The sequence below is a fragment of the Nocardioides sp. genome (assembly GCF_035547795.1).
Taxonomy (GTDB): domain Bacteria; phylum Actinomycetota; class Actinomycetes; order Propionibacteriales; family Nocardioidaceae; genus Nocardioides.
Window position 1 is genome coordinate 1 of sequence record NZ_DASZUF010000114.1, and the last position, 13,236, is coordinate 13,236.

Below are 13,236 nucleotides of genomic sequence, written 5' to 3' on the forward strand. Positions count from 1 at the left end.
CGGCCGCTCCGCGCCGAGGGTGGAGTCGTTGCCGTGGCCGGGGTAGAACCAGGTCTCGTCGGGCAACCGCTGGAAGATGCGCTCCTCGACATCGTCGATGAGCGAGGCGAAGGCGCCCTCGTCACCGAAGGTGTTGCCCACGCCGCCGGGGAAGAGCGAGTCGCCGGTGAACAGGTGCGGGTGGCCGTGCGGGTCGTCGTACAGGAGGGCGATCGAGCCCGGGGTGTGGCCGCGCAGGGCGATCACCTCGAGCGTGCAGGACCCCACCGCGACGGTGTCGCCCTGGCCCACCCCGCGCGCGATCGGTACGCCGGTGGCCTCGGTGATCGCGGCCGCGTCGGCGGTACCCGCCACCGTGGTGGCGCCGGTGGCCGCGACGACCTCCGCCAGCGCACGGTGGTGGTCCCAGTGCTGGTGCGTGGTGACGACCGTCTGGAGCCCCGACTCGCCGATCAGCGAGAGCAGCGCGCCGGCATCGGCGGCCGCGTCGACGAGCAGCTGCTCACCGCTCGCGCGGCAGGCCAGCAGGTAGCAGTTGTTCGACATCGTCGGGTCGACCGCGACCTTGGTGATGGTCAGCTCGGGCAGCTCACGGACGTCGGCGGGTCCGCCGGGCGTCACCTCTCCGGTGTAGGTCACCGTCCCATCGTGGCACCGGTCGTTCCAAAGTTGTCAGTGGGCCGTGGCATCGTGCATGGCGAGTGCCGACACACTGGCGTGGCGGCGTAGGATAGCGAACACCTGTTCGATCGTTCTGAGGAGAGTCGTGACCGACCAGCTCATCATCCGGGGCGCCCGGGAGCACAACCTCAAGGACGTCTCCCTCGATCTTCCCCGGGACGCGCTGATCGTCTTCACCGGCCTGTCCGGCTCCGGCAAGTCGAGCCTGGCGTTCGACACCATCTTCGCCGAGGGTCAGCGCCGCTACGTCGAGTCGCTCTCCGCCTACGCCCGGCAGTTCCTGGGCCAGATGGACAAGCCCGACGTCGACTTCATCGAGGGCCTCTCGCCGGCGGTGAGCATCGACCAGAAGTCCACGTCGAAGAACCCGCGCTCGACCGTCGGCACCATCACCGAGGTCTACGACTACCTCCGGCTGCTCTACGCGCGCGCCGGGCGGGCGCACTGCCCGACATGCGGTGCCCCGATCGAGCGGCAGACCCCGCAGCAGATCGTCGACCGCATCCTCGCGCTGGAGGAGGGACGCCGCTTCCAGGTGCTGGCCCCGGTCATCCGCGGCCGCAAGGGGGAGTACGTCGAGCTCTTCGCCCAGCTCCAGCAGCAGGGCTACTCCCGCGCCCGGGTCGACGGGGAGACCCACACGCTGGACGCGCCGCCGAAGCTGGACAAGCAGCGCAAGCACACCATCGAGGTGGTCGTGGACCGGCTCGCGGTCAAGGAGTCGAGCAAGCGACGCCTGACCGACTCGGTGGAGACCGCGCTGACGCTGGCCGGGGGGCTGGTGGTCTTCGACTTCGTCGACACCGGCGAGCAGCTGAAGTTCAGCGAGAAGATGGCCTGCCCCAACGAGCACGCCATCGACACCGACGAGCTCGAGCCGCGCTCGTTCTCCTTCAACAGCCCGTTCGGCGCCTGCCCGGCATGCTCGGGTCTCGGCACTCGGATGGAGGTGGATCCGGAGCTCGTCGTGCCCAACCCGCGCGCCACGCTCGGGGAGGGCGCGATCCAGCCGTGGAGCCATGCGCACATCGCGGAGTACTTCCTGCGTCTGCTGGGCGCCCTCGGCCAGGAGATCGGCTTCGACCTCAACACGCCGTGGGAGGAGCTGCCGGCGCCGGCGCGCAAGGCGATCCTGGACGGGCACCACCACAAGGTCCACGTCGTCACCACCAACCGCTATGGCCGCCAGCGGGCCTACGACGCCGATTTCGAGGGCGTGCGGTCCTACGTCGAGCGTCGGCACCGCGAGGCCGAGTCCGACACCAGCCGGGAGCGGTTCGAGGGCTTCATGCGCGAAGTGCCCTGCCCGTCCTGCAACGGCAGCCGGCTCAAGCCGGTCTCGATGGCGGTCACCCTGGGCGAGCGCGACAAGGGCGGCAAGAACATCGCCGAGGTCTGCGCGCTGCCGATCAACGAGGCCAGCGCCTACCTCGAGCGCGTGGTGCTCAGCGAGCGGGAGAAGCAGATCGCCGAGCGGGTCCTGAAAGAGATCCAGGAGCGGCTGCGTTTCCTGCTCGACGTCGGCCTGGACTACCTGTCCCTCGATCGGCCGAGCGGCTCGCTGAGCGGCGGCGAGGCGCAGCGGATCCGGCTGGCCACCCAGATCGGTGCGGGCCTGGTCGGCGTGCTCTACGTGCTCGACGAGCCCTCGATCGGCCTGCACCAGCGCGACAACCAGAAGCTGATCGAGACGCTGGTCCGGCTCAAGGAGCTGGGCAACACGCTCATCGTCGTCGAGCACGACGAGGACACCATCCGGGTCGCCGACTGGGTCGTCGACATCGGCCCCGGGGCCGGCGAGCACGGCGGTCACGTGGTGCACAGCGGCACCGTCAAGGAGCTCTTCGCCAACGAGCGGTCGATGACGGGTCAGTACCTCACCGGCAAGCGCCAGATCCCGGTGCCCGAGCTGCGTCGGCCGCTCACCGCGGGCCGCGAGCTGACCGTGCACGGCGCCCGCGAGCACAATCTGAAGAACGTCGACGTGACGTTCCCGCTCGGCGTCTTCGTCGCCGTCACCGGCGTCTCCGGGTCGGGCAAGTCGACCCTGGTCAACGACATCCTCTACACCTCGCTGGCCAAGGAGATCTACGGCGCCCGGGCGGTCCCCGGGCGGCACACCAAGATCAGCGGCCTGGAGAACGTCGACAAGGTCATCCACGTCGACCAGTCGCCGATCGGGCGCACGCCGCGGAGCAACCCGGCGACGTACACGGGGGTCTTCGACCACATCCGCAAGCTCTTCGCGGCCACGCCGGAGGCGAAGATGCGTGGCTACCAGCAGGGCCGGTTCTCGTTCAACGTCAAGGGCGGCCGCTGCGAGGCGTGCCACGGTGACGGCACCATCAAGATCGAGATGAACTTCCTGCCGGACGTCTACGTGCCGTGCGAGGTGTGCCACGGCGCCCGCTACAACCGCGAGACGCTCGAGGTGCACTACAAGCACAAGAACATCGGTGAGGTCCTCGACATGCCGATCGAGGAGGCGGTGGAGTTCTTCGCCGCCGTCCCGGCGATCGCGCGGCACCTCAAGACACTCGTCGAGGTGGGGCTGGGCTACGTCCGGCTGGGGCAGCCGGCGACCACTCTCTCCGGCGGCGAGGCGCAGCGGGTCAAGCTCAGCGCCGAGCTGCAGAAGCGCTCCACCGGGCGCACGGTCTACGTCCTGGACGAGCCGACCACCGGGCTGCACTTCGAGGACATCCGCAAGCTGCTCGGCGTGCTGCAGAGCCTGGTCGACAAGGGCAACACGGTGCTCACCATCGAGCACAACCTCGACGTCATCAAGACCGCCGACTGGATCATCGACATGGGTCCCGAGGGCGGCAACAGGGGTGGCATGGTCGTCGCGGAAGGCACGCCGGAGCAGGTGGCCGCCAACCCGGCCAGCCACACCGGCCGCTTCCTGCAGCCGCTGCTGGCGGGTCGTGAGGCGGTCCAACCGACCGCCAAGCCGCGCAAGCGGGCCGCGACCACGAAGAAGGCGGTCGCGGGGCGCCGCTGACCGGTCAGACGATTCTCGGCCACTTCACAGGTTCTTTCCTCGGACCGGGCGTGGCCGGAACGTAGTGTGAAGTTCAACCATCGAGGAGAGGACCAGTCGTGACCGAGCGCAAGTTCACCCGCCGCCAGGCTGTGGGCGCGGTGGCCGTCGCCGGGATCGGCGTGCCGCTGCTGGCGGCGTGTGGCTCGGGAGACGCCGTCGACAGCGAGTCCGCCGCCACGAACGGCCCGCAGAAGCTCGGGCCGACCAGCGACGTGCCGGTGGGCGGCGGCAAGATCTACCAGAGCGCCAACGTCGTGGTGACCCAGCCGACGCAGGGCACCTTCGAGGGCTTCGTGGCGACCTGCACCCACCAGGGCTGCCAGGTCTCCTCGGTTGCCGACGGCACGATCGACTGCGCCTGCCACGGCAGCCGGTTCTCGATCAAGGACGGCTCGGTCGTCAACGGCCCCGCCACCCAGCCGCTGCAGACGGCCAAGCTCACCGTCGCCGGCAACGAGATCGCGACCGCGTAGCCGCCTCCCGCCGGCAGGTCGTGCGTCGGCTCAGCTCAGCCCGGGACGACCGCCGGCGCGGCGGCCGTACGGCGCCAGGCCTCGTCGCGGGGCGAGTGCCGACGGTCCAGCCGCGCTTCCAGCAGTCTGCGAGCCTCGTCCCACCGGTCGGCACGCAGCAGCGCGGCGATGCGGACCTCCTCGACGATCTCGCGCTGCGCGTCGGAGCCACCGAGTCGACGGACGCCGGGGGCGAGCCGGGCCAGTTCGTCCGCCGCCGCCCCACAGGCACCGGCCGACATCAGGACCAGCGCGCCGGCCAGCGGCGCGACCACCTCGCGGAATGTCGGATGCCGGTGGCCGGCCGCCCAGCCGGCCAGTCGGCGCAGCGCGGTGACGTCGCCGACGGCGAGCAGGGCGATCGCGGTGTGCAGTGCCAGGAACGGCGTAGCGGGCCGCTCCAGCGTTCCCGGCCCCGTCACCCTGACGACCTCCTCCAGGGAGGGTACGTCGCAGGCCCCCGGGGTCAGCGCCCAGCGGAACAGCAGCGACCCGGAGTCGACCAGGCCCCGGCAGCCCAGCGCCGTGCCGGGCCTTAGCTGGGACTCGTAGCGGCGCCGCACCGCGTCCAGGTCACCCAGCGACAACTCGTGCAGCGCCGCATGCCAGGAGAAGTGCGAGAGCGAGTCGATGCCGGCGCCATCGCCGCGCACCCAGGCATCCATCCACGCCAGCCCGGCCTGGTGGTCGCCGGTCTCGTAGTGCGCGTGCGCGCGGGCGTGCGCCGAGTGACCGGCGCCGGGCTCGACCGCGAGCGAGCGACACGACAGCGCCATCGCCTCGTCGAAGCGGTGCTGCTCCTGTCGCACGAATGCGAGCAGGCCCAGGAACCACCAGTCCTCGCCGTACGCGGGGATGCAGCGCTCCACGATCGCCCAGGCCTCCTCGGGCACCTCGGTGACCCCGGCGAAGGCGATGGTCGGCACGGCGGTGGACAGCAGCAGCGCATCGCGGGGGTAGGCGGCCAGATGGTCGATCAGCGGCCGCGGGTCGCCGCCGACGTGGGCGGCGACGGCGTGCAGGTGGCTGCGCTCCCGCTCGGTGAGGCGCCCCCGGTGGAGGAGGGCCTGCTGCAGTCGGGCCGGCACGTCGACGGGAGCGCACATCTCGTGCCCGAGCAGCGCCAACGCGGCATGTCCGAGCGCGAAGGTGGGGTCGTGCGCGATCGACTCGGCGAGGTGTTCGAGCGCGCCCCCGCGCAGCCGCAGCACGTCGAGGACGCCGCGACAGTAGGCGGCGGCGGCCGGGGCGCTCGTCGTCAGGCCGTAGCCGTAGGGATCGACCAGAGTCATGTAAGTAGAGTAAGACACATTACAAACGGAGTCGACACGGCCGCCGGGAGTGTCGGACCCGGCCTCTAAGGTGAAGATGTGGCAGACCCGCGCAGCTACCGGCCGAAGCCGGGGGAGATCCCGACCCAGCCCGGGGTCTACCGGTTCCGCGACGCTAAGGGCCGGGTCATCTACGTCGGCAAGGCCAAGTCGCTGCGGCCCCGCCTGACGTCGTACTTCCAGGACATCGCCAACCTCCATCCGCGCACCGCCACGATGGTGACCACCGCGGCGAGCGTGGAGTGGACGGTGGTCAACACCGAGGTCGAGGCGCTGGCGCTGGAGTACAGCTGGATCAAGGAGTTCGACCCGCGGTTCAACGTCAAGTATCGCGACGACAAGTCCTATCCATGGCTCGCGGTGACGCTGAGCGAGGAGTTCCCGCGGGTGATGGTCGGGCGGGGAGCGAAGCGCAAGGGCACCCGCTACTTCGGCCCCTACGGCCACGCCTGGGCGATCCGCGAGACCGTCGACATCCTGCTGCGGGTCTTTCCGATGCGCTCCTGCTCGAGCGGCGTGTTCAAGCGCAGCCAGCAGATCGGCCGGCCCTGTCTGCTCGGCTACATCGACAAGTGCGCCGCCCCGTGCGTCGGCCGGGTCAGCGCCGAGGAGCACCGCCGCATCGTCGATGACTTCTGCGACTTCATGGGCGGCCACACGGCCGGGTTCATGAAGCGGATCGAGAAGCAGATGTACGCCGCCAGCGACGAGCTCGACTTCGAGCGCGCGGCCCGGCTGCGCGACGACCTGGCCGCGATGCAGCGCGCGCTGGAGAAGCAGGCCGTCGTGCTCGGCGACGGCGCCGACGCCGACGTGATCGCACTGGCCGAGGACCCCCTCGAGGTCGGCGTGCAGATCTTCTACGTGCGCGGCGGCCGGATCCGCGGCCAGCGCGGCTGGGTCGCCGATCGGGTGGAGGAGGGCGACACTCCCGAGCTGGTCGAGCACTTCCTCCTCCAGCTGTACGCAGGGGAGGACGCCGAGGCCATCCCGCGCGAGATCCTGGTGCCCGCGCTGCCGCCGGACCCGGCCACCATGGAGGCGCTGCTCTCGGACGTGCGCGGCGCGAAGGTGCACATCCGGGTGCCGCAACGCGGCGACAAGAGGACCCTGCAGGAGACCGTGGCGGCCAACGCCAAGCAGGCCCTGGCGCTGCACAAGACCAAGCGGGCCAGCGACCTGACCACCCGCAACCGGGCGCTGGAGGAGATCCGGGACGCGCTCGAGCTGGACGAGGCGCCGCTGCGGATCGAGTGCTACGACATCTCCCACCTGCAGGGCACCGAGATCGTGGCCAGCATGGTGGTCTTCGAGGACGGCCTGGCACGCAAGAGTGAGTACCGCCGGTTCGTGATCCGCTGGCAGGAGGGCTCCGACGACGTCCGGGCCATGCACGAGGTGATCACCCGTCGGTTCCGCCGGTTGCTCGACGAGGGTCGCGAGGCGCCCTCGCTCGTCCCTCGGGAGGGCTCCTCGACCGCCGATCCCGAAGGGCCCGCGGGGCCGATGCTGGTCGACCCCGAGACCGGCCGGCCGCGCAAGTTCGCCTACGCGCCCGGGCTGGTCGTCGTCGACGGCGGCGCGCCCCAGGTCGCGGCGGCCCAGCGCGCGCTCGATGAGCTCGGCATCGACGACATCCCCGTGGTCGGCCTGGCCAAGCGGCTGGAGGAGGTGTGGGTGCCGGGGGAGGAGGACCCGGTGATCCTGCCGCGCTCCTCCGAGGGGCTCTACCTGCTGCAGCGCATCCGCGACGAGGCGCACCGCTTCGCCATCACCCACCACCGCAACCGGCGCAGCAAGTCGATGGTGGAGAGCGTGCTCGACGACGTGCCCGGGCTGGGGGAGGTGCGGCGCAAGACCCTGCTCAAGCACTTCGGCTCGCTGAAGAAGCTCCGGCAGGCCACCGCGGAGGAGATCGCGCAGGTGCCCGGGATCGGCCCCGCCACGGCCGCCTCGATCAAGGAGGCGGTCGCCAAGAGCGCCAAGGCCCCTAGGGTTGCCGTCAACGTCACCACCGGCGAGATCATCTCGACGGAGCTCGACACAGGCGAGGAGATGTGATGACGCAGGACGCAGCGCGCCCGGGCGAGCTGGTCGTGGTCACCGGGATGACCGGCGCGGGCCGCAGCACGGCCGCCAAGGAGCTGGAGGACCTCGGCTTCTACGTCGTGGACAACCTCCCGCCCAGCCTGCTGCCGGACGTGGTCCGGCTGGTCGACGAGTCGCGCGGGCGATCGCAGCGGCTCGCGGTGGTGGTCGACGTACGGTCCGGGGCATTCTTCGACCAGCTCATCGGACAGGTCTCGAGCGACATCCGCGGCCGGCAGACCACGCTGCTGTTCCTCGACGCGGACGACGAGGTGCTCGTACGGCGCCAGGAGGCCGCGCGCCGGCCGCACCCGCTGCAGGGCTCGGGCCGGCTGCTCGACGGCCTGGAGCGGGAGCGGCGCGTCCTCGGCGACCTGCGCGCCAAGGCCGACCTGGTGGTGGACACCACCGCGCTGAACGTGCACCAGCTCACCGACCGGATCGCCGACGCGTTCGGCACGCCCGAGGCGGTCGGGCTGAAGGTGACGGTGATCAGCTTCGGGTTCAAGTACGGCATCCCCGTCGACGCCGACTTCGTGGCCGACATGCGCTTCCTGCCCAACCCGTTCTGGGTGCCGGAGCTGCGCCCGCACAACGGCACCGACCCCGACGTGGCCGACTACGTCTACACCCGGCCGGGCGCGCAGGAGTTCCTGGACGGCTACGTCCCGGTGCTGGCCGGGGTGGCGCCGGGCTACCTGCGTGAGGGCAAGCGGTTCATGCGGGTGGCGCTCGGCTGCACCGGCGGCAAGCACCGCAGCGTGGCGATGGCCGAGGAGATTGCCCGGCGGCTGCGGGAGCTGGGCCACGACGCGACGACGGCCCACCGCGACCTGGGGCGGGAGTGAGCACGCCGCGCACGCGGTCGCTGCGGTCGCGTCTGCGCGGTCGCGGCGGGCCGAGCCCGAGGACTGCGCCGAGCCCTGCGCCGAGCCCTGCGCCGCCGATCGAGGACCGCGCCCAGGCGGTGGTCGCCTTCGGTGGCGGCCACGGCCTGCACGCGTCGCTGTCGGCACTGCGCCTGCTGGTCGACGACCTGACGCTGGACCAGCTCACCGCCGTGGTGACGGTCGCCGACAACGGCGGCTCCTCAGGCCGGCTGCGGGGTGAGTTCGGGGTGCTGCCGCCCGGCGACCTGCGGATGGCGCTGGCGGCGCTGTGCGGCGACGACCGGTGGGGCGTGACCTGGGCCAAGGTGCTGCAGCATCGGTTCGCGGGCGACGGCGAGATGAACGGCCACAACCTCGGCAACCTGCTCATCGTCGGCCTCTGGGAGCTGCTCGGCGACCACGTCGAGGCGCTGGACTGGATCTGCCGGCTGCTCGGCGCGAAGGGCCGGGTGCTGCCGATGGCGCTGGTGCCGATGGACATCACCGCCGAGGTGCGCGGCCTGGTCCCCGAGGACCCGGACGTGCTGACGTCGGTCCGCGGCCAGGTCGAGGTCGCCACCACCGACGGCGTGATCACCTCGATCGCGCTCGACCCGCCCGATCCGCCGGCCAGCCCGGCGGCGCTGGAGGCGATCGCCACCGCCGACTGGGTGGTGATCGGTCCGGGATCGTGGTTCACCTCCGTGATCCCGCACCTGATGGTGCCGATGCTGCGGCACGCGCTGGCGAGCACGAGCGCGCGGCTCCTGGTCGTACTCAACCTGGCCGAGCAGGCGGGGGAGACCCCAGGCTTCGGGCCGGCCGACCATCTCGCGGTGCTGGCCGAGCATGCGCCCGACATCACCGTCGACACCGTGCTCGCCGACGCCTCGATGGAGGGACTGGACGAGCTGGCCGAGGTCGTCGACGCGTACGGCGCCAGGCTCGTGGTCGAGGAGATCGCGATGAGCGACGGGTCGCCACGACACGACCCGGAGCGGCTGGCGGCGGCGTACCGTCGGATCTTCGCGAGCCGCTGACGGATTCGAGCACCGGTGTGTGAGGAGTTCCTCATCAGATTGCGAAAACGTTATCGATAACGATTGACTCGGGCCGCTCAACCTGACAGGCTCCGTGCCACCTGTGGCGTGCTTCACACGCCGACCGACACACAACGAGGTGCTTGATGTCCTTGATCTCCCCGAAGGTCCGCCACGCGGCGCTGGGTGCCGTTGCGGCGGGCCTGCTGCTGACGACTGCCGCGTGTGGAGGCAGCTCTGACAACAACGCGTCCACTGGGTCGACCGGCGGCAGCTCGTCCGCGCCGGTCAAGATGACCCTGTGGACCAACTCGACCACCGGCCCCGGCGTCGACTTCTTCAAGGCCGCGGCCAAGGCGTTCCAGGCTCAGGAGCCGAACGTCACGATCACCGTCCAGAGCGTTCAGAACGAGGACTACGACGGCAAGCTCCAGACGGCGCTCCAGGCCGGCAAGGGCTCGGCGCCCGACATCATGTACCAGCGCGGCGGCGGCAAGATGCTGGCGATGGTCCAGGCGGGCCAGCTCAGCCCGATCACCGTCTCGTCGGACGTGAAGACCAACATCAGCGCCGGCGCGCTGTCGATCTACCAGGCTGAAGGCAAGACCTACGGCATCCCGCTGTCGGTGACGCCGGAGGGCATCTGGTACAGCACGGACCTGTTCAAGAAGGCCGGCATCACCACGCCGCCGACGACGATCGACGAGCTGAGCGCCGACGCGGCCAAGCTCAAGGCCGCCGGCACGCCGCTGGCCGTGGGCGGCAAGGACGGCTGGCCGGCGGGCCACTGGTACTACATGTTCGCGGTGCGCGACTGCAGCCAGGACGCGCTGAACAAGGCCGCCACCAGCGCGCAGCTCGACGACCCCTGCTTCCTGCAGGCCGCGAAGGACCTCGGCAAGTTCAACGCCACGGACCCGTGGGAGAGCGACCCGTTCAACACCGCCGCTCAGGGCAGCGCCGCCTCGACCGCCGGCCTGCTGGCCAACCACAAGGTCGCCGGTGAGCTCATGGGCGCCTGGGAGCCCGGCGTCGTGGGGGACCTCACGCCGAACAAGAAGCCGCTGCCGGACCTGGGCTACTTCCCGTTCCCGGCGACCTCCGACGGCAAGGGTGACCCCTCGGCGATGATGCAGGGCGCGGACGGCTACTCCTGCTCGGCCTGGGCCCCCAAGGAGTGCAGCGACTTCCTGAACTTCCTGGCCACCACCGACCAGGAGACCAAGTACGCCACCGCGTTCCAGACCATCCCCGCGAACAAGGCCGCTCAGGCCAGCGTGACGGACCCGGCCACCAAGGCCGCACTCGAGGCCAGCAACAACGCCAAGTACTCGGTGCTGTTCCTCGACACGCTGTTCGGCTCGAACATCGGCAATGCGCTCAACAGCGCCGTGGTCAACTTCATGTCGGGCAAGACCAGCGACCCCCAGAGCATCATCGACGCCGTCAACAACGCCTCCTCCAAGGGGTAACAGCAGCTCATGAGTGAATCCCCCCAGGCGGCCCCCGCCCTGGAGAGTTCGCTCGACAGCGTCACCCCGCTCGAGGGCGGCACGGCCTCCGTGCCGCCCTCGACGGGGGCAGCCAGCGGCCGGCGCGCACCGCGCCGGCGCGCGAGCTGGCGAGAGCGCTTCGAGATCACGCTCCTCTCCGGCCCGGCGATCGTCGTCTTCGTGACGTTCGTGATCGTGCCGGTCTTCGCGGCCGTCTACTACGGCTTCTATCGCTGGAAGGGCTTCGGGCCGCCGACCGACTTCATCGGCCTGCACAACTACAAGGTCATCCTGACGGACCCGGAGTTCCACCGGGCCGTCCTGCACAACTTCGAGATCGTCGCCCTCTCGCTGATCATCCAGGGGCCGATCGCGATCCTGCTGGCGCTGCTCCTCAACCGCGAGATGAAGGGCCGCTCGATCATCCGGGTGCTCGTCTTCGTGCCGTGGGTGGTCTCCGAGGTCATCGCCGGGACGGGCCTGAGCCTGATGCTGCCGGTCAACGGCGCCATCAACGGGCTGCTCACCGACATGCACGTCTTCGGCCAGGTGAAGATCGAGTGGCTCGGTCCTCACATGGCGTTGTGGACGCTGATGGCGATCCTCACCTGGAAGTACCTCGGCTTCGCGGTGATCCTGCTGATGGCGGGCCTGCAGAACATCCCCGAGGAGCTCTACGAGGCGGCCGCGATCGACGGCGCGTCGTACTGGCAGATGCAGCGCAGCATCACGCTCCCGCTGCTGGGGCCGACGATCCGGATCTGGGCGTTCCTCTCCATCATCGGCGCGCTGCAGCTCTTCGACCTGCCCTGGATCGTCTGGGGTGAGTTCAACGTCGACCGGGACGGTGTCTCGACCATGGCGACCTACATGGCGCACTACGGCCCGCGTACCAACCTTTACGGCTACGGCAACGCCGTCGCCGTGGTCCTGTTCCTGATCTCGCTCATCGTCGCGCTCTTCTACCAGCGCTTCGTGCTCAGGCGCGACATCGCCGGCGCGACGACGGATGGAGGCAAGCGCTGATGACGACGACCACCACCGTTGCGTCGGCTCCCCGGCACAACCGCCCCGCGCGGCGGATCAGCGGCCGCCCCGCCAAGAGGCCGCTGCCCTGGGGCAGCCCGGCGGTCTACTTCGTCGCGCTGGTCGTGATCGCCCTGACCGTCGCGCCGGTGGCGTACATCGTGCTCGGCGGCTTCCGGGACAACTCCCAGCTCACGGTGAACCCGGCCGGCCTGCCGAGCCCCTGGCGGATCGGCAACTACTCCCACGTGCTGCACACGTCGACGTTCTGGCGCGAGTTCCTCAACTCCGTCATCGCCGGCGGCGTCACCACCCTGCTGGTGATCGGGCTCGGCCTCTCGGCCAGCTACGTGATCGCGCGCTACCGGTTCCGCGGTCGCGGGCTCATGTTCGGCCTCTTCGCGGCCGGCCTGATGTTCCCGATCACGGTCGCCGTGACGCCGCTGTTCATCCTGCTCACCAAGATGCACATGATCGACTCGTTGGTCGGCGTCATCCTGCCGCAGGTGGCCTTCGGCCTGCCGACCACGATCATCATCCTGGTGCCGTTCCTCCAGGCGATCCCGATGGAGATCGAGGAGGCTGCGGCGGTGGACGGCTGCGGTCGTCTCGGGTTCTTCTTCCGGATGGTGCTGCCGCTCTCGCTCCCGGGTGTGCTGACCACCGGCATCCTCACGTTCATCGCCAGCTGGAACAGCTACCTGCTGCCGTTGTTCGTGCTGAGCAAGACCCAGAACTTCACGCTGCCCCTGGGCGTTCAGCAGTTCCACTCGCAGTACGCCTCGGACACCGCCTCGGTCCTCGCCTTCACGTCGCTCTCGATGATTCCGGCGCTGCTCTTCTTCACGGCGTTCGAGCGTCGCATCGTCGGCGGCCTCCAAGGCGCCGTCAAGGGCTGACCCACCTCGGGCCGCGATCCGGCCCCGTCCCCACTTCGCTCTCGACCTGAAAGAGCCCTCCTGTGACCACACAACCCGCGGCGACGCCAGGTGTGTCCGCCCGCGTCGCCGCCCTTCACGCCCGGATGTCCCTCGAGGAGAAGCTGGCCCAGCTGGTCGGCTTCTGGATCGACCACGGCGGCGAGGTCGTCGCGCCGATGGCCGGCGAGATGACCGCCGGCGCGCCGACCCGGCTCGCCGAGGTGACCGAG

At 70.2% G+C, this 13,236-nt stretch carries 11 protein-coding genes; 9 read left to right on the forward strand and 2 right to left on the reverse strand.

What is annotated here, in order from left to right; genetic code table 11:
- On the reverse strand, positions 1–639 hold a 639-nt coding region (locus tag VHA72_RS07815; RefSeq protein WP_325573946.1), incomplete at its 3' end, for an MBL fold metallo-hydrolase.
- Between the two features lie 127 nt (positions 640–766).
- On the opposite strand from VHA72_RS07815, the gene uvrA reads away from it, so the two are divergent.
- Both uvrA and VHA72_RS07825 read left to right on the forward strand, forming a co-directional pair.
- Positions 767–3,685 carry an excinuclease ABC subunit UvrA gene (uvrA, locus tag VHA72_RS07820; RefSeq protein ID WP_325573948.1) on the forward strand — a complete coding sequence of 973 codons (2,919 nt, stop codon included), beginning with the start codon at positions 767–769 and terminating at the stop codon, positions 3,683–3,685.
- A gap of 98 nt (positions 3,686–3,783) precedes the next feature.
- A complete protein-coding gene (locus VHA72_RS07825) occupies positions 3,784–4,200 on the forward strand; it encodes a Rieske (2Fe-2S) protein (RefSeq protein WP_325573950.1) in 417 nt (138 codons plus the stop codon).
- Positions 4,201–4,235: 35 nt separating this feature from the next.
- On the opposite strand, the gene VHA72_RS07830 is transcribed toward VHA72_RS07825, so the two are convergent.
- Positions 4,236–5,531: a tetratricopeptide repeat protein gene (locus VHA72_RS07830; RefSeq protein WP_325573952.1), complete on the reverse strand. Its 1,296-nt coding sequence runs from the start codon at positions 5,529–5,531 to the stop codon at positions 4,236–4,238.
- Between the two features lie 78 nt (positions 5,532–5,609).
- On the opposite strand from VHA72_RS07830, the gene uvrC reads away from it, so the two are divergent.
- The 7 genes from uvrC to VHA72_RS07865 form a co-directional block, all read left to right on the forward strand.
- On the forward strand, positions 5,610–7,631 hold the full coding sequence (uvrC, locus tag VHA72_RS07835; RefSeq protein ID WP_325573954.1) for an excinuclease ABC subunit UvrC: 2,022 nt from the start codon (positions 5,610–5,612) through the stop codon (positions 7,629–7,631).
- The gene (gene rapZ, locus VHA72_RS07840) at positions 7,628–8,506 is read left to right on the forward strand and encodes an RNase adapter RapZ (protein WP_414689770.1); all 879 of its coding nucleotides are present in this window, start codon (positions 7,628–7,630) and stop codon (positions 8,504–8,506) included. The genes uvrC and rapZ overlap by 4 nt, the downstream gene beginning before the upstream one ends.
- Before the next feature lie 98 nt (positions 8,507–8,604).
- On the forward strand, positions 8,605–9,567 hold the full coding sequence (locus tag VHA72_RS07845; protein ID WP_325573965.1) for a gluconeogenesis factor YvcK family protein: 963 nt from the start codon (positions 8,605–8,607) through the stop codon (positions 9,565–9,567).
- A gap of 146 nt (positions 9,568–9,713) precedes the next feature.
- A complete protein-coding gene (locus VHA72_RS07850; RefSeq protein WP_325573958.1) occupies positions 9,714–11,039 on the forward strand; it encodes an ABC transporter substrate-binding protein in 1,326 nt (441 codons plus the stop codon).
- 9 nt (positions 11,040–11,048) lie between these two features.
- On the forward strand, positions 11,049–12,086 hold the full coding sequence (locus VHA72_RS07855) for a carbohydrate ABC transporter permease (protein WP_325573960.1): 1,038 nt from the start codon (positions 11,049–11,051) through the stop codon (positions 12,084–12,086).
- Positions 12,086–12,985, forward strand: coding sequence for a carbohydrate ABC transporter permease (locus VHA72_RS07860; RefSeq protein ID WP_325573962.1), 900 nt, complete (start codon positions 12,086–12,088; stop codon positions 12,983–12,985). Before VHA72_RS07855 ends, VHA72_RS07860 begins: the two co-directional genes overlap by 1 nt.
- Positions 12,986–13,047: 62 nt before the next feature.
- Positions 13,048–13,236 (forward strand): hypothetical protein (locus VHA72_RS07865; RefSeq protein ID WP_325573964.1); only part of this gene is annotated, 189 nt, incomplete at its 3' end.

Coding starts and splice junctions, on each gene's coding strand:
- VHA72_RS07830 (WP_325573952.1), bottom strand. CDS start 5,531: ATGACTCTGGTCGATCCCTACGGCTACGGCCTGACGACGAGCGCCCCG.
- VHA72_RS07850 (WP_325573958.1), top strand. CDS start 9,714: ATGTCCTTGATCTCCCCGAAGGTCCGCCACGCGGCGCTGGGTGCCGTT.
- VHA72_RS07855 (WP_325573960.1), top strand. CDS start 11,049: ATGAGTGAATCCCCCCAGGCGGCCCCCGCCCTGGAGAGTTCGCTCGAC.
- VHA72_RS07860 (WP_325573962.1), top strand. CDS start 12,086: ATGACGACGACCACCACCGTTGCGTCGGCTCCCCGGCACAACCGCCCC.